General features: G+C 40.9%; 19 protein-coding genes and 2 tRNA genes. 19 read left to right on the top strand and 2 right to left on the bottom strand.

The window, feature by feature from the left end:
• Nucleotides 1-99: 99 nt before the first annotated feature.
• From SNAG_RS04375 to SNAG_RS04445, 15 genes are all read left to right on the top strand, one after another.
• Nucleotides 100-1,137: a branched-chain amino acid aminotransferase gene (locus tag SNAG_RS04375; protein WP_331712108.1), complete on the top strand. Its 1,038-nt coding sequence runs from the start codon at nt 100-102 to the stop codon at nt 1,135-1,137.
• Nucleotides 1,138-1,248: 111 nt separating this feature from the next.
• On the top strand, nt 1,249-1,479 hold the full coding sequence (locus SNAG_RS04380; protein WP_000037105.1) for a DUF2969 domain-containing protein: 231 nt from the start codon (nt 1,249-1,251) through the stop codon (nt 1,477-1,479).
• Between the two features lie 49 nt (nt 1,480-1,528).
• A tRNA-Tyr gene (locus SNAG_RS04385) sits at nt 1,529-1,609 on the top strand.
• Nucleotides 1,610-1,617: 8 nt separating this feature from the next.
• Nucleotides 1,618-1,689, top strand: a tRNA-Gln gene (locus SNAG_RS04390).
• Nucleotides 1,690-1,851: 162 nt separating this feature from the next.
• Nucleotides 1,852-3,054, top strand: a complete 1,203-nt coding sequence (gene rpsA / locus SNAG_RS04395; RefSeq protein ID WP_001001616.1) for a 30S ribosomal protein S1 — start codon at nt 1,852-1,854, stop codon at nt 3,052-3,054.
• A gap of 82 nt (nt 3,055-3,136) precedes the next feature.
• Nucleotides 3,137-3,634, top strand: a complete 498-nt coding sequence (locus SNAG_RS04400; RefSeq protein WP_096406890.1) for a GAF domain-containing protein — start codon at nt 3,137-3,139, stop codon at nt 3,632-3,634.
• A complete protein-coding gene (gene dnaX, locus SNAG_RS04405; protein ID WP_096406892.1) occupies nt 3,634-5,292 on the top strand; it encodes a DNA polymerase III subunit gamma/tau in 1,659 nt (552 codons plus the stop codon). The genes SNAG_RS04400 and dnaX overlap by 1 nt, the downstream gene beginning before the upstream one ends.
• A gap of 27 nt (nt 5,293-5,319) precedes the next feature.
• Nucleotides 5,320-5,514, top strand: coding sequence for a DUF3272 family protein (locus SNAG_RS04410; protein ID WP_096406895.1), 195 nt, complete (start codon nt 5,320-5,322; stop codon nt 5,512-5,514).
• Nucleotides 5,515-5,664: 150 nt separating this feature from the next.
• The gene (gene sufC, locus SNAG_RS04415; protein WP_000114489.1) at nt 5,665-6,435 is read left to right on the top strand and encodes a Fe-S cluster assembly ATPase SufC; all 771 of its coding nucleotides are present in this window, start codon (nt 5,665-5,667) and stop codon (nt 6,433-6,435) included.
• Between the two features lie 27 nt (nt 6,436-6,462).
• Entirely contained in the window at nt 6,463-7,725 is a 1,263-nt protein-coding gene (gene sufD, locus SNAG_RS04420; protein WP_096406897.1) for a Fe-S cluster assembly protein SufD, read from the top strand.
• A gap of 10 nt (nt 7,726-7,735) precedes the next feature.
• Nucleotides 7,736-8,962, top strand: coding sequence for a cysteine desulfurase (locus SNAG_RS04425; RefSeq protein ID WP_096406899.1), 1,227 nt, complete (start codon nt 7,736-7,738; stop codon nt 8,960-8,962).
• Nucleotides 8,949-9,389: a Fe-S cluster assembly sulfur transfer protein SufU gene (sufU, locus tag SNAG_RS04430; RefSeq protein ID WP_096406902.1), complete on the top strand. Its 441-nt coding sequence runs from the start codon at nt 8,949-8,951 to the stop codon at nt 9,387-9,389. Before SNAG_RS04425 ends, sufU begins: the two co-directional genes overlap by 14 nt.
• A 35-nt stretch (nt 9,390-9,424) precedes the next feature.
• Nucleotides 9,425-10,837, top strand: coding sequence for a Fe-S cluster assembly protein SufB (sufB, locus tag SNAG_RS04435; RefSeq protein ID WP_096406905.1), 1,413 nt, complete (start codon nt 9,425-9,427; stop codon nt 10,835-10,837).
• Nucleotides 10,838-10,855: 18 nt separating this feature from the next.
• Entirely contained in the window at nt 10,856-11,425 is a 570-nt protein-coding gene (locus tag SNAG_RS04440; protein WP_096406907.1) for a hypothetical protein, read from the top strand.
• A gap of 216 nt (nt 11,426-11,641) precedes the next feature.
• Nucleotides 11,642-13,039 (top strand): APC family permease, encoded by a 1,398-nt coding sequence (locus SNAG_RS04445; protein WP_096406910.1) that lies wholly within the window; start codon nt 11,642-11,644, stop codon nt 13,037-13,039.
• Nucleotides 13,040-13,066: 27 nt separating this feature from the next.
• On the opposite strand, the gene SNAG_RS04450 is transcribed toward SNAG_RS04445, so the two are convergent.
• Complete coding sequence (locus tag SNAG_RS04450; protein WP_096406913.1) at nt 13,067-13,915, bottom strand: YitT family protein; 849 nt, start codon at nt 13,913-13,915, stop codon at nt 13,067-13,069.
• Between the two features lie 144 nt (nt 13,916-14,059).
• On the opposite strand from SNAG_RS04450, the gene SNAG_RS04455 reads away from it, so the two are divergent.
• Together SNAG_RS04455 and SNAG_RS04460 are read left to right on the top strand one after the other, a co-directional pair.
• Nucleotides 14,060-14,896 (top strand): DegV family protein, encoded by an 837-nt coding sequence (locus SNAG_RS04455; protein ID WP_061406999.1) that lies wholly within the window; start codon nt 14,060-14,062, stop codon nt 14,894-14,896.
• 107 nt (nt 14,897-15,003) lie between these two features.
• Nucleotides 15,004-15,279, top strand: a complete 276-nt coding sequence (locus tag SNAG_RS04460; RefSeq protein WP_001284636.1) for an HU family DNA-binding protein — start codon at nt 15,004-15,006, stop codon at nt 15,277-15,279.
• Between the two features lie 128 nt (nt 15,280-15,407).
• Here the strand turns inward: SNAG_RS04460 and SNAG_RS04465 are convergent, their stop codons facing one another.
• Nucleotides 15,408-16,394 (bottom strand): L-lactate dehydrogenase, encoded by a 987-nt coding sequence (locus SNAG_RS04465; RefSeq protein WP_000204734.1) that lies wholly within the window; start codon nt 16,392-16,394, stop codon nt 15,408-15,410.
• Nucleotides 16,395-16,587: 193 nt separating this feature from the next.
• Here SNAG_RS04465 and gyrA point away from each other — a divergent pair, with 193 nt between their 5' ends.
• Nucleotides 16,588-19,056 (top strand): DNA gyrase subunit A, encoded by a 2,469-nt coding sequence (gene gyrA, locus SNAG_RS04470; protein ID WP_096406915.1) that lies wholly within the window; start codon nt 16,588-16,590, stop codon nt 19,054-19,056.
• Nucleotides 19,056-19,802: a class A sortase gene (locus SNAG_RS04475; RefSeq protein WP_096406918.1), complete on the top strand. Its 747-nt coding sequence runs from the start codon at nt 19,056-19,058 to the stop codon at nt 19,800-19,802. The genes gyrA and SNAG_RS04475 overlap by 1 nt, the downstream gene beginning before the upstream one ends.
• The last annotated feature ends 197 nt before the right edge of the window (nt 19,803-19,999 follow it).

Raw genomic sequence — 19,999 nt, forward strand, 5'->3', positions numbered from 1 at the left:
TGACTGATTTCTTTTTGTTGAGAAAATTTTCAGAAAATTACAAATAATACTTGAAATTTTAGTAGAAAAGTGTAGAATAGAACACATAGTTTGAATAGTATAAAGGAGAAACACATGACAGTTGCAATTGATTGGGAAAATCTTGGCTTTGCTTATATGAAATTACCTTATCGTTATATCGCTCATTACAAAAATGGACATTGGGATCAAGGGGGATTAACAGAGGACTCGACTCTCCATATTTCTGAATCTTCTCCAAGTCTCCACTATGGACAGCAAGCATTTGAAGGTCTGAAAGCCTATCGTACCAAGGATGACAGTGTTCAACTGTTCCGTCCTGACGAAAATGCCAAGCGTCTGCAACGTACTTGTGACCGTCTTTTGATGCCACAAGTTCCGACAGAAATGTTTGTAGAAGCTTGTAAAGCAGTTGTGCGTGCAAATGAGGAATACGTACCACCATATGGAACAGGTGGAACCCTTTATCTTCGTCCACTTTTGATTGGTGTTGGGGATATTATTGGGGTTAAACCAGCAGAAGAGTATATTTTCACCATCTTTGCTATGCCGGTTGGTAACTATTTTAAAGGTGGTTTAGTCCCAACCAACTTCTTGATTCAGGATGAATACGACCGGGCAGCTCCAAATGGTACGGGTGCGGCCAAGGTAGGTGGAAACTATGCTGCTAGTCTCCTCCCAGGTAAAATGGCCAAGTCACGCCAATTTTCAGATGTTATCTACTTAGACCCATCTACACATACAAAGATTGAAGAAGTCGGATCAGCCAACTTCTTTGGAATTACAGCGAACAACGAATTTGTTACGCCATTAAGCCCATCTATCTTACCATCTATTACCAAGTACTCTTTGCTTTACTTGGCTGAACACCGCTTGGGCTTGACACCGATTGAAGGCGATGTCCCGATTGACAATTTGGATCGTTTTGTAGAGGCAGGTGCTTGTGGAACAGCAGCAGTTATCTCTCCAATTGGGGGCATCCAACATGATGATGAATTCCATGTTTTCTATAGTGAAACAGAAGTAGGTCCTGTAACACGTAAACTCTATGATGAATTGACCGGTATCCAATTCGGTGATGTGGAAGCACCAGAGGGATGGATTGTCAAAGTGGACTAAATGACATGAAATAAAGAAGAACTCCATACAGTTGTAAGGGCTGAAATGGAGTTTTTTCTTGCTAGTTTGCGCATTTTCTTGTACAATAGAAAAAGTGAAAAGAGGTAAAGTATGAGTAAAAAAGATAAGAAAATTGAAATTCAATTAACAGATGCAAAAGTGACCGTTGGAAAAGACAGTTATGAAGGTTACGTTTTGACGATTGGGAAAAAGGTTATTGGTGAAATTGCCGAATTAGATAACCAATTTGCCATCATAAAGAATGGAAATGTCGATAGTTTTTATAAAAAACTTGAAAAAGCTGTGGAAATTTTGATTGAAAACTATAATTTGACAAAATAATACTTGTTTTATTGAAAATTTCATGATATAATAGTTCTCGTTAAACATTGGAGAGATAGCGAAGAGGCTAAACGCGGCGGACTGTAAATCCGCTCCTTCGGGTTCGGGGGTTCGAATCCCTCTCTCTCCATTTATCAATGGGGTATAGCCAAGCGGTAAGGCAAGGGACTTTGACTCCCTCATGCGTTGGTTCGAATCCAGCTACCCCAGTTCTTAGGTAATAAATTCAAGATAAAAAGAAAATATCTTAGGGTATTTTATTTTTATAATTGAAAGACGTGAACGATATGAACATGTCCTTGCGGGTGCTTAGGAAAAAAATTATAAGTATGTCAAGTTTAGAAAAAACTTGATTGTTGGAGGATTTTTTAGATGAACGAATTTGAAGATTTGCTAAATAGCGTTAGCCAAGTTGAGCCTGGTGATGTTGTTAGTGCTGAAGTATTGACAGTTGATGCGACTCAAGCTAACGTTGCAATCTCTGGGACTGGTGTTGAAGGTGTCTTGACTCTTCGCGAATTGACAAACGATCGCGATGCAGATATCAATGACTTTGTTAAAGTAGGAGAAGTATTGGATGTTCTTGTACTTCGTCAAGTAGTTGGTAAAGATACTGATACAGTTACATACCTTGTATCTAAAAAACGCCTTGAAGCTCGCAAAGCATGGGACAAACTTGTAGGACGCGAAGAAGAAGTTGTTACTGTTAAAGGAACTCGTGCCGTTAAAGGTGGACTTTCAGTAGAATTTGAAGGCGTACGTGGATTTATCCCAGCTTCAATGTTGGACACTCGTTTCGTACGTAACACTGAGCGTTTCGTAGGTCAAGAATTTGATGCTAAAATCAAAGAAGTTGACGCTAAAGAAAACCGCTTCATCCTTTCACGTCGTGAAGTTGTTGAAGCAGCTACTGCAGCAGCTCGTGCTGAAGTATTCGGTAAATTGGCTGTTGGTGATGTAGTAACTGGTAAAGTTGCTCGTATCACAAGCTTCGGTGCTTTCATCGACCTTGGTGGTGTTGATGGATTGGTTCACTTGACTGAATTGTCACACGAACGTAACGTTTCACCTAAATCAGTTGTAACTGTTGGTGAAGAAATCGAAGTGAAGATCCTTGATCTTAACGAAGAAGAAGGACGCGTTTCACTTTCACTTAAAGCAACAACACCTGGACCATGGGATGGCGTTGAGCAAAAATTGGCTAAAGGTGATGTAGTAGAAGGAACAGTTAAACGTTTGACTGACTTCGGTGCATTTGTTGAAGTATTGCCAGGTATCGATGGACTTGTTCACGTATCACAAATTTCACACAAACGTATCGAAAATCCAAAAGAAGCTCTTACTGTTGGTCAAGAAGTTACTGTTAAAGTCCTTGATGTTAACGCTGACGCAGAACGTGTATCACTTTCTATCAAAGCTCTTGAAGAACGTCCAGCTCAAGAAGAAGGACAAAAAGAAGAGAAACGCGCTGCTCGTCCACGTCGTCCAAAACGTCAAGAAAAACGTGATTTCGAACTTCCAGAAACACAAACAGGATTCTCAATGGCTGACTTGTTCGGTGATATCGAACTTTAATCAAATTGATAATCGCAAAATCCTTTGTTTAAAACAAGGGATTTTTCTTTTGTCTCTTTCTCATTTTTGATATAATAGTTCTATGTTAGATTCAGAAAAACAATCACAATATCAATTGTTAAATGAGGAACTCTCTTACTTACTAGAAGGTGAGACCAATGTTCTTGCCAATCTTTCAAATGCTAGTGCCCTCCTAAAATCTCGCTTCCCCAATACTGTATTTTCAGGTTTTTATCTGTTTGATGGTAGCGAGTTGATTTTAGGGCCTTTTCAGGGTGGTGTTTCTTGTATTCGCATTCCGCTTGGAAAAGGCGTGTGTGGAGAAGCTGCTGAGTTTCAAGAGACTGTTTTAGTTGGCGATGTGACCACCTATCCAAACTACATTTCTTGTGATAGTATGGCCAAGAGTGAAATCGTGGTTCCCATGCTCAAGAATGGTCAATTGCTGGGTGTCTTAGACCTGGATTCTTCACTTATTGATGATTACAATGCCATTGACCGTGATTACTTGGAACAATTTGTCGCTATTTTGCTTGAGAAGACAGAATGGGACTTTACGATGTTTGAGGAGAAAGCCTAATGTATCAAGCACTTTATCGAAAATATAGAAGCCAAACTTTTTCACAATTAGTCGGACAAGAGGTTGTGGCAAAAACTCTAAGACAAGCTGTTGAGCAGGAAAAAATTAGTCACGCTTATCTTTTCTCAGGTCCTCGTGGAACTGGTAAAACCAGTGTAGCCAAGATTTTTGCCAAGGCAATGAACTGTCCGAACCAAGTGGACGGGGAACCATGCAATAACTGCTATATTTGTCAGGCTGTGACAGAAGGTAGCTTAGAAGATGTTATCGAAATGGATGCGGCTTCGAATAACGGAGTTGATGAAATCCGAGAAATTCGTGATAAATCCACCTATGCTCCTAGTTTGGCTCGTTATAAGGTCTACATTATTGACGAGGTTCATATGCTGTCTACGGGAGCCTTCAATGCGCTTTTGAAGACTCTTGAGGAGCCAACTCAGAATGTTGTCTTTATCTTAGCGACCACCGAATTGCATAAGATTCCAGCAACTATTTTATCGCGTGTTCAACGTTTTGAGTTTAAATCGATTCGAACGCAAGATATTAAGGACCATATCCAAACTATTTTGTCAAAAGAGAATATCAGTTCTGAACCAGAGGCTGTGGAAATCATTGCTAGACGGGCTGAAGGTGGAATGCGGGATGCCTTGTCTATTCTGGATCAAGCCTTGAGTTTGACGCAAGGGAATGCTTTAACGACGGCTATTTCTGAGGAGATTACAGGCACTATTAGTCTATCAGCTCTAGATGACTATGTGGCCGCCTTGGCCCAACAGGATGTCTCAAAAGCGCTCGATTCTTTGAATCTATTGTTTGAAAATGGCAAGAGCATGACACGTTTTGTGACGGATCTCTTGCAGTATTTGCGTGATCTACTGGTTGTTCAGACAGGTGGCGAAAATACTCATCATAGTCCAGTTTTTATGGACAATCTAGCTCTGTCTCAGGAAAGTCTCTTTGAAATGATTCGTCTAGCGACAGTGAGTTTAGCAGATATGAAGGCCAGTTTGCAACCTAAGATTTATGCTGAAATGATGACCATTCGTTTAGCGGAAATTAAGCCTGAATCTGCGGTTTCGGGAGCTGTTGAAAGTGAAATTTCTGCACTGAGACAGGAAGTCGCCCGTCTCAAACAAGAGCTTGCTAATGTAGGAACAGCTCCTAAACAAGTTGCCCCAGTCCCTAGTCGTCCAGCCACTTCCAAGACAGTCTATCGAGTGGATCGCAACAAAGTTCAGTCTATTCTGCAAGAAGCTGTTGAAAATCCTGATTTGGCACGACAAAACTTGATTCGCCTCCAGAATGCGTGGGGAGAAGTGATTGAAAGTTTAGCTGGACCAGATAAGGCTCTTCTCGTAGGTTCTCAACCAGTTGCGGCCAATGAACACCATGCTATTTTAGCCTTTGAGTCTAATTTTAATGCTGGTCAAACCATGAAACGGGATAACCTCAATACTATGTTTGGCAATATTCTCAGTCAGGCAGCTGGATTTTCACCTGAGATTCTGGCTATTTCTCTAGAGGAATGGAAAGAGGTTCGAGCAGCATTTTCAGCTAAAAACAAGTCTCCTCAAGCTGACCAAGAGGTGGAAGAAGAGAGTCTGATTCCAGAAGGATTTGAATTTCTTGCTGATAAAGTCATGGTTGAAGAAGACTAAAAGTGGATTTCATGATACAATAATCTTATGAATAGACAACAATTTATCATAATAGCGTTATTCACGGCAGCTGAGACTTATTTTTTCAATGAATCCTTGATGACTGGTCGATACGTTATGGCAGCTTTTTGGGCGATTTTACTCTTTCGAAACTTTAGGTTAAGTTATGTGATAGGAAAAATTGTAGACGCTATTGATCAGCACCTAAACCGCAAGGATTAGCCCCCAGCTTCTAAACAAAATCAAAGCCTTTTAGGCTTTTTTTTGTTATACTAGTAGAGTATATTTATTGACCTTTTGTCCTATTTTTTAGGGATTGTAAGCAATTTCCTAAAGTATTGAGCAAAATGTTTGAAAAAGAAAGGAACTATCATGTCAGTATTAGAGATCAAAGATCTTCACGTTGAGATTGAAGGAAAAGAAATTTTGAAAGGAGTCAATCTGACTCTGAAAACAGGAGAAATCGCAGCTATCATGGGACCGAATGGGACTGGTAAATCAACTCTTTCTGCAGCTATCATGGGAAACCCTAACTATGAAGTCACAAAAGGTGAGGTCTTGTTTGATGGTGTAAATATCCTTGAGTTGGAAGTGGATGAGCGTGCGCGTATGGGACTTTTCCTTGCTATGCAATATCCATCAGAAATTCCTGGAATTACAAATGCTGAATTTCTTCGTGCAGCTATGAATGCTGGTAAAGAAGATGACGAAAAAATTTCAGTTCGTGAGTTCATCACTAAACTAGACGAGAAAATGGAATTGCTCAACATGAAAGAAGAAATGGCAGAGCGTTACCTAAACGAAGGCTTCTCTGGTGGTGAGAAAAAACGCAATGAAATTCTTCAACTCTTGATGTTGGAACCAACTTTTGCCCTTTTGGATGAGATTGACTCAGGTCTTGATATTGATGCCCTTAAAGTTGTATCGAAAGGTGTGAATGCTATGCGTGGTGAAGGCTTTGGTGCCATGATCATCACTCACTACCAACGTCTCTTGAACTACATCACACCAGACGTGGTACACGTGATGATGGAAGGTCGTGTTGTTCTTTCTGGTGGCCCAGAATTGGCTGCCCGTTTGGAACGTGAAGGATACGCAAAACTAGCTGAAGAACTTGGCTATGACTACAAGGAAGAATTGTAATTCCCTCGTATCTTTTAGGAGAAGTAAATGACTAAAGAAACTATTAAACTTTTTTCAGAAATGCACGCTGAACCAAGCTGGTTGTCCGAACTCCGTCAAAAAGCTTTTGATAAGATTGAGAGTTTGGAATTACCAGTTATCGAGCGTGTGAAATTTCACCGTTGGAATCTGGGAGATGGAACCATTACAGAAAGTGATCCATCAGCAAATGTTCCAGACTTCACAGCTCTAGATAATCACTTGAAGTTGGTTCAAGTTGGAACTCAAACAGTTTTTGAACAAATTCCAGTTGAGTTGGCTGAACAAGGAGTAGTCTTTACAGACTTCCACTCAGCTTTAGAAGAAATTCCAGAACTCGTAGAAGAATTCTTCATGTCATCTGTTAAGTATGACGATGACAAGTTGGCAGCCTACCACACAGCTTACTTTAACAGTGGTGCGGTTCTCTACATTCCCGATAATGTTGAGATTGCAGAGCCAATCGAAGGGATTTTCTACCAAGACAGTGATAGCGATGTGCCATTTAACAAGCATATCCTCATCATCGCTGGTAAGAACAGTAAGATTAGTTATCTTGAACGTTTAGAGTCACGCGGTGGAGGCAGTGCAAAAGCAACTGCCAATATCACAGTTGAAGTGATTGCTCGTTCTGGTGCGCAAGTCAAGTTTGCAGCGATTGACCGTCTAGGTGAAAATGTTACGGCCTACATTAGCCGTCGTGGTAAATTGGGCAACGATGCAAGCATTGACTGGGCGATTGGTGTCATGAACGAAGGAAATGTCGTTGCAGACTTTGATAGCGACTTGATTGGAAATGGTAGCCATGCTGACCTTAAGGTTGTAGCCCTATCAAGTGGTCGTCAGGTGCAAGGGATTGATACTCGAGTGACAAACTATGGTTGCAACTCAATCGGAAATATTCTTCAACATGGGGTTATTCTTGAAAAAGCAACCTTGACCTTCAATGGTATTGGCCACATTATCAAGGGTGCTAAGGGAGCAGATGCCCAACAAGAGAGTCGTGTTCTCATGCTTTCAGACCAAGCACGTTCAGATGCCAACCCAATTCTTTTGATTGATGAAAATGATGTTACTGCAGGCCACGCGGCTTCTATCGGTCAGGTGGATCCTGAAGACATGTACTACCTCATGAGCCGTGGCTTGGACAAGGCAACTGCAGAACGTTTGGTTGTTCGTGGTTTCCTAGGTTCTGTAATCGTGGAGATTCCAGTCAAGGAAGTTCGTGATGAAATGATAGCAACTATCGAAGAAAAATTGTCAAAACGCTAAGGGGAAGCCTATGTTAGATGTAGAAGCGATTCGCAAGGATTTTCTAATTTTAGACCAGATTGTTAACGATGAACCTCTGGTCTATCTGGACAATGCTGCGACGACACAAAAACCACTAGCAGTTCTTGAAACAATCAACCGCTACTATAAGCAGGACAATGCCAATGTTCACCGTGGGGTTCATACTTTGGCAGAGCGTGCGACAGCATCTTATGAAGATGCTCGTGAAACCATTCGTCAGTTTATCAATGCTGGTTCTACAAAGGAAGTACTCTTTACTAGAGGAACGACGACCAGTCTTAACTGGGTAGCGCGTTATGCTGAGGAAATCCTGACTGAGGGAGACCAGGTTTTGATTTCTGTCATGGAACATCATTCCAACATCATTCCATGGCAGGAAGCCTGCCGTAAGGCTGGAGCAGAGCTTATCTATGTCTATCTCAAGGATGGAGCTCTGGATATGGATGACTTGAGGGCTAAATTGACTGACAAGGTCAAGTTTGTTTCTCTAGCTCATGCTTCAAATGTCCTAGGAGTGGTCAATCCGATCAAAGAAATCACACAAATGGCTCACCAAGTTGGAGCTATTATGGTGGTGGATGGTGCTCAATCTACGCCTCATATGAAGATTGATGTTCAGGACTTGGATGTGGACTTCTTTGCCTTTTCAGGTCATAAGATGGCTGGTCCAACTGGTATTGGTGTCCTTTACGGTAAAGAAAAGTATCTGGAGCAAATGTCACCAGTTGAATTTGGCGGTGAGATGATTGATTTTGTCTATGAGCAATCTGCTAGTTGGAAGGAATTGCCTTGGAAATTCGAGGCTGGTACTCCTAATATGGCAGGGGCAATTGGACTAGCTGCTGCAGTGGATTATCTAGAAAAGATTGGTATGGATGCCATTGAATCTCATGAACAGGAATTAATCGCATACGTCTATCCAAAACTGCAGGCGATTGAAGGACTGACCATTTATGGTTCACAGGACTTGTCTCAACGTTCAAGTGTCATTGCCTTTAACCTAGGCGACCTTCATCCTCACGACCTTGCGACTGCTTTGGATTATGAAGGAGTGGCTGTTCGAGCGGGTCACCACTGTGCCCAACCCTTGCTCCAGTATTTGGATGTTCCAGCAACAGCTCGTGCAAGTTTTTATATCTACAATACCAAAGCAGATTGTGACAAGCTAGTCGATGCCTTACAAAAGACAAAGGAGTTTTTCAATGGCACTTTCTAAACTAGATAGCCTTTATATGGCAGTGGTAGCGGACCATTCGAAAAATCCACATCACCAAGGGAAGTTGGAAGATGCTGAGCAAATCAGTCTCAACAATCCAACCTGCGGGGATGTTATCAACCTCTCTGTCAAGTTTAACGAGGAAGATCGCTTGGAAGATATCGCTTTTCTAAACTCTGGTTGTACCATTTCAACTGCTTCTGCTAGTATGATGACGGATGCAGTTTTAGGTAAAACAAAGCAAGAAATTTTAGAATTAGCAACTATTTTTTCAGAAATGGTTCAAGGGCAAAAAGATGAGCGTCAAGACCAACTTGGAGACGCGGCTTTCTTATCAGGTGTTGCCAAATTCCCTCAAAGAATAAAGTGTGCAACCCTAGCTTGGAATGCTCTCAAAAAAACAATTGAAAATCAAGAAGATAAATAAGAAACATAGAAATATATAATGAAAGAAAGGATATTATGGCTGAAGAAAGAGTAGAACCAAAACCAATTGACCTTGGTGAATATAAATTTGGTTTCCATGATGATGTAGAGCCTGTCCTATCGACAGGAAAAGGACTCAACGAAGGTGTTATTCGTGAATTATCTGCTGCCAAGGGTGAGCCTGAGTGGATGTTAGAATTTCGATTGAAATCTTACGAAACCTTTAAGAAAATGCCCATGCAAACTTGGGGAGCAGACTTGTCAGAGATTGACTTTGATGATTTGATCTACTACCAAAAACCATCTGACAAACCAGCCCGTTCTTGGGATGACGTTCCTGAAAAAATCAAAGAAACCTTTGAACGGATCGGGATTCCTGAAGCTGAGCGTGCCTATCTAGCTGGAGCTTCTGCCCAGTATGAGTCAGAAGTAGTTTACCATAACATGAAGAAAGAATTTGAGAAGTTAGGTATCATCTTTACAGATACAGATTCTGCCCTCAAGGAATACCCAGACTTGTTTAAGCAATACTTTGCGAAGTTAGTACCGCCGACAGATAACAAGTTAGCAGCCCTTAACTCAGCAGTATGGTCTGGTGGAACCTTTATCTACGTACCGAAAGGGGTCAAGGTAGACATTCCGCTTCAAACTTACTTCCGTATCAACAACGAAAATACTGGTCAGTTTGAACGTACCTTGATTATTGTCGATGAGGGAGCAAGTGTCCACTACGTAGAAGGATGTACTGCGCCAACATATTCAAGCAACAGCTTGCATGCGGCTATCGTAGAAATCTTTGCTTTGGATGGAGCTTACATGCGCTACACAACTATCCAAAACTGGTCTGATAACGTCTATAACTTAGTTACAAAACGTGCTAAGGCACAAAAAGATGCTACTGTTGAGTGGATTGATGGGAACTTGGGTGCCAAAACGACTATGAAATATCCATCTGTTTACCTTGATGGAGAAGGAGCGCGTGGGACCATGCTTTCGATTGCCTTTGCCAATGCAGGGCAACACCAAGATACTGGTGCTAAGATGATCCACAATGCTCCACATACGAGCTCGTCTATTGTCTCTAAATCAATCGCTAAAGGTGGAGGAAAGGTTGACTACCGTGGACAAGTGACTTTCAACAAGAACTCTAAGAAATCTGTTTCTCACATCGAGTGTGATACCATTATCATGGATGACTTGTCAGCATCAGATACCATTCCATTTAATGAAATCCACAACTCGCAAGTTGCTCTGGAGCACGAAGCCAAGGTATCTAAGATTTCAGAAGAACAACTCTACTACCTCATGAGCCGTGGTTTGTCAGAATCTGAGGCAACCGAGATGATTGTCATGGGATTTGTCGAACCTTTCACAAAAGAACTTCCAATGGAATACGCTGTTGAGCTTAACCGCTTGATTAGCTATGAAATGGAAGGGTCAGTTGGATAAAAGAAAACGGAGAAGCAAATGGGATTCTTAAAAAAATTATTTGGTAATGTTGAAAAAGCGAATAAAGGTGAAATTCCTGTCGAGGAAATTGTTCCACCATTTACAAATGATTTAGCTGAAGAAGCAGATGATTATTGGAGAGAAATGGAAGAGCTTCTTTTGATAAACGCTGTCAAGGCTGTTGGTGGTCCCGATGCCGTAGAGCGTGCTTTTGTTCTTACAAATTTTAAGAAAAATCAAGAAACCTTTGAACTCTTTTATCAGGTAGATGGTCAATTACTTTCTTGGCGAGAGATGGACGCAAGTGTTGTTGATAAAATCAGCAATCAACTCCTTCCGCAAGCGGCAGAAGTAGCGCGTGCAGTAAATGAAAATTATGAAGAGGCAAATGTACCGGTAATCGACTACGCTATGCTTCAGTTTGAAACTGCAACCATGGCTTGGTTTGGACGGAAGCTTACAACAGCTTCACCAGAAGCACAACTGACTTTTGAAGAATTGGTATCTGGTTGGCGCGCTATTTTAGAACAAGAAGTTCCAAACCGTCCTTTAGATAGTGACCGTCCCTTCCCTTACTTTGAAGTTTAGAATTCCCAAATCCCCAAAGAACTTCCAATGGAATACGCCGTTGAGCTAAACCGCTTGATTAGCTATGAAATGGAAGGGTCAGTTGGGTAAGAATATGCAGAATCTGAACAGGAAGTCTTCCTGTTCAGAATTTTTTTCAAAAATGAACCTAATAAATATTCACAAAAATACTTTTATGTGGTAAAATAAAACAATTACATTTAGTGGAGATGAAGTATGAATATTTTTAGAACCAAGGATGTTAGTCTGGGACGAACGGAAATGCGTCGCCATTTGAAATTATGGGATTTGATTTTACTAGGAATTGGTGCCATGGTAGGGACAGGGATTTTCACCATTACAGGAACAGCAGCTGCTACATTAGCTGGTCCTTCACTAGTTGTTTCCATTGTAATTTCTGCTTTATGCGTTTCTTTATCAGCTCTCTTTTTTGCGGAATTTGCCTCTCGTGTGCCTGCAACAGGAGGTGCTTATAGTTACCTCTATGCAATCTTAGGAGAATTGCCAGCCTGGATTGCCGGTTGGTTGACCATCATGGAATTCATGACGGCCATATCGGGTGTAGCGTCTGGCTGGGCAGCTTACTTTAAGGGCTTACTCAGTAATTATGGTATCTCCATGCCCCAAGCCTTAAATGGCACTTTTAACCCCGAACAAGGCACCTATATCGATCTTTTACCTATTTTGGTGCTTGCTTTGGTAACAGGTGTAGTATTATTGAATTCCAAGGCAGCCTTGCGCTTTAATTCGCTTTTAGTGGTCTTGAAATTCTCTGCTCTAGCTTTGTTTATCCTAGTTGGGATTTGGCATATCAAACCTGAAAATTGGTCAAATTTTGCACCTTTTGGCTTTGGTCAGCTTTATGGCGGAAGTACTGGAATAATGGCAGGAGCTTCTTTGATGTTCTTTGGTTTTCTCGGTTTTGAATCGATTTCGATGGCAGTTGATGAAATTCAAAGTCCGCAAAAGAATGTTCCTCGAGGAATTGTCCTTTCTCTGTCAATCGTCACTATTCTCTATGCTTTGGTAACCTTAGTATTGACAGGGATTGTTCACTACAGTAAGCTCAATGTGGACGATGCAGTAGCATTTTCATTACGGAGTATTGGTATCGGCTGGGTGGCAAATTATGTTTCGCTTGTAGCCATTCTAACCTTGATTACTGTGTGTATTTCCATGACCTACGCCCTTTCTCGAATGATTTATAGCTTAGCACGTGATGGACTTTTGCCTCAAAGCTTCAAACAACTAAGCAAAAACAGCCGAGTTCCAAAGAATGCAACCATCTTAACAGGGATTGCTTCAGCCATTGCTGCGGGCATTTTCCCCTTGGCAAGCATTGCCGCCTTTCTAAATATCTGTACACTAGCCTATCTCATCTTACTTGCTTATGGCATTATCAAACTCAGAAAAGATAAGGGTATGCCAAAAGAAGGAGAGTTCAAAACTCCTTTAGTGCCGCTTTTGCCAATCCTTTCCATTCTTATCTGTCTTTCCTTTATGCTTCAGTATACCAAGGAAACATGGATTGCCTTTGGACTTGCTTTGTTGGTTGGACTAGTGATTTACTTTACTTATGGTTATCGTCATTCTACACTTTCTAAACAAAAATAAAAGCTGGAATTTCCCAGCTTTTTTGTTTTATTCTTTTATGTAGGTAAATCCTTCCCCAAGAATCTCATGAGCTTCAGTGATGGTAATAAAGGCTTGAGGATCTATATGGTGAATCATATCCTTCATTTTAACGATTTCGTTTCGACCGACGATACAATAAATGATTTTCAAATCTTTCTTACTGTAGTAGCCTTGACCAGAGATATAGGTCACGCCACGTCCTAGTTCTTCATTGATTTTATCAGCCAATTGCTCAGGATACTGAGTGATAATCATAAATCCTTTACCAGCATAGCCCCCTTCACCGATCAAGTCAATAACACGAGCGATGATAAAGTCAAACAAGAGAGTATAGGTAACAAGACGAAGATCTTGGAAGATAATTAAAATTAACATTAGGATAAAAAAGTCAATCCCAAAGAGCAATTTACCAATTGAGATATTGGTGTATTTATTGAGGATACGGGCAACAATATCTGAACCACCAGTAGTCCCACCAGCATTAAAAATAACTCCTAAACCGACTCCCAGTAAAACACCAGAAACTAGCGAAACGATAATGAGATCCCCTTGTAGGTCAAACTGTAAAGGAATTTTTTCAAAGACAGCAAGCCAGACAGAAAGGGAGATAGTCCCCAAGAGACTGGTGTAGAGAGTTTTAGGACCAAATATTTTCCAGGCAAGGATAAATAAAGGAATATTGATCAAGAGGTTCATCAGTGAGACTGGAATTTTAAAGAGGTAGAAGGTAATGAGTGTAATACCTGTCGCACCACCCTCAAATAGATGATAGGGAACTACAAAGTAGGTGAGACCAAAGGCATAAATAGCTGCCCCTAGTATGATAGTGATAATAGGCTGAACTTTTCGAATCATGATTCTCCCTCGCTTTTTCTATAGATAGATTATACCAAAATTTCAAGCGTTTTAATTGGATCTCTTATGATTTTTTAACAAAATTTTGATATAATAAAAGTGATAAATCCCTATCTTATTGAAAAGAATAGAAAGATTGAAATTATGACACAAGTAAAAATTGTAACAGATTCTTCTGTTACCATCGAACCAGAAGTAGTAAAAGAGTTAAATATTACGGTTGTGCCGCTATCCGTTATGATCGATAGTGTGCTTTATTCGGACGCAGATTTGAAAGAAGGGGAGTTTCTTCATCTTATGCAACAAAGTAAGAATCTGCCGAAAACTAGTCAGCCTCCAGTAGGAGTGTTTGCTGAGGTTTTTGAAGAACTAGGTAAAGACGGTAGTCAGATTCTCGCGATTCACATGTCCCATGCCTTGTCAGGAACTGTTGAAGCTGCTCGTCAAGGAGCGAGTCTCTCAACTGCTGATGTGACGGTTATTGATAGTTCTTTTACAGACCAAGCTATGAAGTTTCAAGTAGTTGAAGCAGCTAAACTTGCCCAAGAAGGGAAAGATTTAGAAACCATCCTAGCTCATGTAGAAGACGTTAAGAATCATACGGAACTCTATATCGGTGTTTCAACATTAGAAAATCTAGTTAAGGGCGGACGTATTGGACGTGTGACGGGATTATTAAGCTCTCTTTTGAACATCCGAGTTGTGATGCAGATGAAGAATCATGAACTCCAGCCTATCGTTAAGGGACGAGGTGCTAAGACATTCAAAAAATGGCTTGATGAATTGACTGAGACGCTCTCGCATCAATCAGTGGCTGAGATTGGAATTTCATATGCAGGTACAAATGAATGGGCAAATGAGATGAAGAACTTGTTGCAAACTTATGTAGAAAAACCAATCTCTGTATTGGAAACAGGGTCTATTATTCAAACACATACGGGAGAAAATGCCTGGGCTATTCTAATTCGTTACAATTCCTAAAAAAATAGAGAAAAATCGTTAGAAATAGTGTTTTTGACTTGACCTATAGCCAATTTTAGGATATGATTATATTTGTTAATTAGAAATTATTTGGAGGATTTATTAACATGGCAAACAAACAAGATTTGATCGCTAAAGTAGCAGAAGCTACAGAATTGACTAAGAAAGATTCAGCAGCAGCAGTTGACGCTGTATTCGCAGCAGTAACTGAATACCTTGCAGCTGGTGAAAAAGTTCAATTGATCGGTTTTGGTAACTTTGAAGTTCGTGAGCGTGCTGCACGTAAAGGTCGCAACCCACAAACTGGTAAAGAAATCAAGATCGCAGCTTCTAAAGTTCCAGCATTCAAAGCTGGTAAAGCTCTTAAAGACGCTGTTAAATAATGATACTTTAATAAGCCTATTGTATCAAGCCTTCTAGCTTGGTCGATAGGCTTTTTTTGTTGCTTTGGGGTATTATTGGGGCAAAAAGAAAAAAGAAAAAGGTTCCCATGATGAGAACCTTCTTTTCATTAGTTTTTAGAAGCTGCTTGGAATTCAGGGTTTTTCCATGCTTCATTAATAATTGCTTGCAATTCTTTTGCAGATGCTTGCATTTTTTGTGTTTCAGCGTCGTTCAATGGGATGTTAACTGGACGAACGATACCGTGTGCACCAACGATAGCTGGTTGACCGATAAAGACGTTCTCAACACCGTATTGTCCTTCTTGGAATACTGAAAGTGGAAGTACTGCATTTTCGTCATCAAGGATAGCGCGAGTGATACGAGCAAGGGCAACTGCGATACCGTAGTATGTAGCACCTTTCTTGTTGATGATTGAGTAGGCAGCATCACGAACTGAGATGAAAAGTTCAACAAGGTCAGCTTCGTTCAAGTCACGGTTAGCTTGCAACCAGTGTTCCAATTTAACACCGGCAACGTTAGCGTGAGACCAAACAGCGAATTCTGAGTCACCGTGTTCACCCATGATGTAGGCATGGACTGAACGAGCGTCAACACCGATTGTTTCAGCAAGTGCTTGACGGAAACGAGCTGAGTCAAGAGAAGTACCAGAACCGATAACGCGTTCTTTAGGGAATCCAGAGAATTTCCAAGTTGAGTAAGTCAAAACGTCAACTGGGTTAGCTGCTACAAGGAAGATACCATCGAAACCAGAAGCAACAACTTGCTCAACGATTGATTTGTTGATTGCAAGGTTTTTACCTACAAGGTCAAGACGAGTTTCACCTGGTTTTTGAGGAGCACCAGCAGTGATAACTACAAGGTCAGCGTCAGCACAGTCTTCGTATTTTGCAGCGTAGATTTTTTTAGGTGAAGTGAAGGCAAGGGCATGGCTAAGGTCTTCTGCGTCACCAACCGCTTTTTCAAACAATTGAGGAATTTCAATGATTCCAAGCTCTTGTGCAATTCCTTGGGTAACAAGCGCGAAAGCATAAGATGAACCTACGGCACCGTCACCGACAAGGATCACTTTTTTGTGTTGTTTAGTAGAAGTCATTTTCTAAACATCTCCTTCAATTTTTTTAGGGAATTCCCCAGATATTTTCATTCTATCACTTTTAAAAAGCTTTGTCACGGAAATGCCCTCTTGTTCTCGATGTAAACGTTTTAGTGATTTCCAAAGACTGAAATGATCTACACTTTATGGTATAATATATCTAGTTACTAATTGTGAAATGAGGCATTTATTAATGCAGGATAAAAACTTAGTGAATGTTAATCTGACAAAGGAGATGAAGACCAGCTTTATCGACTACGCCATGAGTGTTATCGTAGCGCGTGCTCTTCCTGATGTTCGAGATGGCTTAAAACCAGTTCACCGTCGTATTCTTTACGGAATGAATGAACTAGGTGTTACTCCAGACAAACCCCATAAAAAATCAGCCCGTATTACAGGGGATGTCATGGGTAAATACCACCCTCACGGAGACTCGTCTATTTATGAGGCTATGGTTCGTATGGCCCAGTGGTGGAGCTATCGTTACATGCTCGTTGATGGACATGGAAACTTTGGTTCTATGGACGGGGACGGTGCTGCCGCACAGCGTTATACTGAGGCACGTATGAGCAAGATTGCTCTGGAAATGCTTCGTGATATCAATAAAAACACAGTTGATTTCGTAGACAACTACGACGCCAATGAGCGTGAACCCTTGGTCTTGCCAGCTCGTTTTCCAAACCTTTTGGTCAATGGGGCAACTGGGATTGCCGTAGGGATGGCTACCAACATTCCTCCTCACAACCTAGGTGAAACCATCGATGCCGTTAAGCTAGTCATGGACAATCCAGATGTGACTACTAAGGACTTGATGGAAGTCTTGCCTGGTCCAGATTTTCCAACTGGTGCCCTTGTTATGGGGAAATCAGGTATTCATAAGGCCTACGAAACTGGTAAAGGCTCCATTGTTCTTCGTTCTCGTACTGAAATCGAAGAAACTAAAACTGGCCGTGAACGAATTGTTGTAACGGAATTTCCATACATGGTCAACAAAACCAAGGTCCATGAACATATTGTTCGTTTGGTTCAGGAAAAACGGATTGAGGGTATTACAGCAGTACGAGATGAATCCAACCGCGAAGGGGTTCGTTTCGTGATCGAAGTGAAACGCGACGCGTCTGCCAACGTTATCCTTAACAATCTTTTCAAGATGACCCAGATGCAAACCAATTTTGGTTTCAACATGTTGGCGATTCAAAATGGTGTACCAAAGATTTTGTCCCTTCGTCAAATTTTGGATGCTTATATCGAACATCAAAAAGAAGTGGTTGTTCGTCGTACACGTTTTGACAAGGAAAAAGCAGAAGCGCGTGCGCACATCTTAGAAGGTCTTTTAATCGCGCTAGACCATATTGATGAAGTGATTCGTATCATTCGTGCCAGTGAAACAGATGCCGAAGCACAAGCTGAGTTGATGAGCAAGTTTAAGCTTTCAGAGCGTCAAAGTCAGGCAATCCTTGATATGCGTCTTCGTCGTTTGACAGGATTGGAACGTGATAAGATTCAGTCTGAATATGATGAATTGATCGCCTTAATTGCAGATTTGGCAGATATTCTTGCCAAACCAGAACGTGTGGCGCAAATCATCAAAGACGAGTTGGATGAAGTCAAACGCAAGTTTGGTGACAAACGTCGTACTGAGTTGATGGTCGGAGAAGTCTTGACACTTGAGGACGAAGACCTGATTGAGGAGACGGATGTCTTGATTACCCTTTCTAATAAGGGCTACATCAAACGTCTGGACCAAGGTGAGTTCACTGCCCAAAAACGTGGTGGCCGTGGGGTCCAAGGTACTGGCGTTAAGGATGATGACTTTGTGCGTGAGTTGGTTTCAACCAGCACCCATGATCATCTGCTCTTCTTCACTAATAAAGGACGTGTCTACCGCCTTAAAGGTTATGAAATCCCAGAATATGGTCGTACAGCCAAGGGCTTGCCAGTTGTCAATCTTTTGAAGTTGGACGAAGGCGAAAGCATTCAGACCATCATCAATGTTGATTCTGAGCGTAGTGATGATGCTTATCTCTTCTTCACAACTCGTCACGGTGTCGTGAAGAGAACCAGTGTCAAAGAATTTGCAAATATTCGTCAAAATGGACTTAAGGCCTTGAATCTCAAGGATGAGGATGAGTTAATCAATGTCTTGCTGACAGAAGAAGATACCGATATCATCATTGGTACCAAGTTTGGTTATGCTGTTCGTTTTAATCAATCAGCTGTTCGTGGCATGAGCCGTATCGCGACAGGTGTCCGAGGAGTCAATCTTCGTGAAGGAGATACAGTAGTTGGCGCAAGTGTTATTACTGACCAGAATGAGGTCCTTATCATCACTGAAAAAGGTTATGGTAAGCGTACCCTTGCTACTGAATATCCAACTAAAGGCCGTGGTGGTAAAGGAATGAAGACTGCCAATGTTGCTGAGAAGAATGGTCCTCTTGCAGGCCTCCTCACTGTTAAAGGTGATGAAGACCTAATGATTATCACGGATACAGGAGTCATGATTCGAACAAACGTTGCCAATATTTCACAAACAGGACGCTCAACTATGGGAGTTAAGGTGATGCGTCTAGATCAGGATGCTAAGATTGTGACCTTTACAACGGTTGCTGCAGCAGAAAAAGAAGAAGTTGGGACTGAAATTGAAACAGAAGGTGAAGCATAATGTCTCGTAAAAAAACGAAAAATAAGAATAATAAGAGAAGAAATCTATTTATCAATATTCTAGCCGGTTTCTTGATTCTTCTTTCCCTAGCCTTGATTTTTAATTCAAAGATTCGTGATCTCTTTTTGGTCTGGAATACCAATAAATATCAAGTCAATCAGGTTACTAAAGAAAATATAGATGAAAATCTAAAAACCGAAGGAAATTTTGATTTTGACTCTGTTAAGTCTATTTCATCTGAAGCTGTATTGGCTTCACAATGGGATGCCCAAAAGCTTCCAGTTATCGGTGGGATTGCTATTCCTGAAGTAGAAATCAACCTGCCTATTTTCAAAGGTTTGGATAATGTAAACTTGTTCTATGGAGCAGGGACCATGAAACCAGACCAAAAAATGGGAGAAGGCAACTATTCTCTAGCCAGTCACCATATCTTTACTGCTGAAAATGCGAGCCAGATGCTCTTCTCACCTTTGGTCAATGCCAAAGCAGGTATGAAGATTTATCTGACGGATAAGGACAAGGTTTATACCTACGAAATTACTGAAGTTAAACGTGTCACACCAGACCGTGTAGATGAAATCGAAGATCGTGACGGTGTAAAGGAGATTACTTTGGTTACTTGTGTTGATTATGATGAAACCGAGCGTATAATCGTCAAAGGTATCTTTAAAGAATCAAAAGCTTATTCTGAGACTTCTGAGGATATTTTGAAGGCCTTTAATAAACCATATAAACAACGTTATTAAGAATGAATGAACCAGTGAAGTGCTATTTCACTGGTTTTTTATATGAACAAATAGAATCAAAATAGTTCTTATGAAAAAGGATAGGAAGGCTTAGGATAAAGATTTTTAAGATAAATATTTTAGAATTTTACAGAAAACGCTTTCTAGAAAAAAAGAATTATGTTATAATTATCACAAATAAAAGTTTTAGGAGTTTT

Source organism: Streptococcus sp. NPS 308, assembly GCF_002355895.1.
GTDB lineage: Bacteria > Bacillota > Bacilli > Lactobacillales > Streptococcaceae > Streptococcus.

Bases quoted from the DNA above. Each gene is read 5' to 3' on its own strand.
- rpsA (WP_001001616.1), top strand. From the start codon at position 1,852: ATGAACGAATTTGAAGATTTGCTAAATAGCGTTAGCCAAGTTGAGCCT.
- SNAG_RS04455 (WP_061406999.1), top strand. From the start codon at position 14,060: ATGACACAAGTAAAAATTGTAACAGATTCTTCTGTTACCATCGAACCA.
- SNAG_RS04440 (WP_096406907.1), top strand. From the start codon at position 10,856: ATGGGATTCTTAAAAAAATTATTTGGTAATGTTGAAAAAGCGAATAAA.
- SNAG_RS04380 (WP_000037105.1), top strand. From the start codon at position 1,249: ATGAGTAAAAAAGATAAGAAAATTGAAATTCAATTAACAGATGCAAAA.
- SNAG_RS04465 (WP_000204734.1), bottom strand. From the start codon at position 16,394: ATGACTTCTACTAAACAACACAAAAAAGTGATCCTTGTCGGTGACGGT.
- sufB (WP_096406905.1), top strand. From the start codon at position 9,425: ATGGCTGAAGAAAGAGTAGAACCAAAACCAATTGACCTTGGTGAATAT.
- sufC (WP_000114489.1), top strand. From the start codon at position 5,665: ATGTCAGTATTAGAGATCAAAGATCTTCACGTTGAGATTGAAGGAAAA.
- SNAG_RS04425 (WP_096406899.1), top strand. From the start codon at position 7,736: ATGTTAGATGTAGAAGCGATTCGCAAGGATTTTCTAATTTTAGACCAG.
- SNAG_RS04400 (WP_096406890.1), top strand. From the start codon at position 3,137: ATGTTAGATTCAGAAAAACAATCACAATATCAATTGTTAAATGAGGAA.
- sufD (WP_096406897.1), top strand. From the start codon at position 6,463: ATGACTAAAGAAACTATTAAACTTTTTTCAGAAATGCACGCTGAACCA.
- SNAG_RS04410 (WP_096406895.1), top strand. From the start codon at position 5,320: ATGAATAGACAACAATTTATCATAATAGCGTTATTCACGGCAGCTGAG.
- dnaX (WP_096406892.1), top strand. From the start codon at position 3,634: ATGTATCAAGCACTTTATCGAAAATATAGAAGCCAAACTTTTTCACAA.
- gyrA (WP_096406915.1), top strand. From the start codon at position 16,588: ATGCAGGATAAAAACTTAGTGAATGTTAATCTGACAAAGGAGATGAAG.
- SNAG_RS04450 (WP_096406913.1), bottom strand. From the start codon at position 13,915: ATGATTCGAAAAGTTCAGCCTATTATCACTATCATACTAGGGGCAGCT.
- sufU (WP_096406902.1), top strand. From the start codon at position 8,949: ATGGCACTTTCTAAACTAGATAGCCTTTATATGGCAGTGGTAGCGGAC.
- SNAG_RS04475 (WP_096406918.1), top strand. From the start codon at position 19,056: ATGTCTCGTAAAAAAACGAAAAATAAGAATAATAAGAGAAGAAATCTA.
- SNAG_RS04445 (WP_096406910.1), top strand. From the start codon at position 11,642: ATGAATATTTTTAGAACCAAGGATGTTAGTCTGGGACGAACGGAAATG.
- SNAG_RS04460 (WP_001284636.1), top strand. From the start codon at position 15,004: ATGGCAAACAAACAAGATTTGATCGCTAAAGTAGCAGAAGCTACAGAA.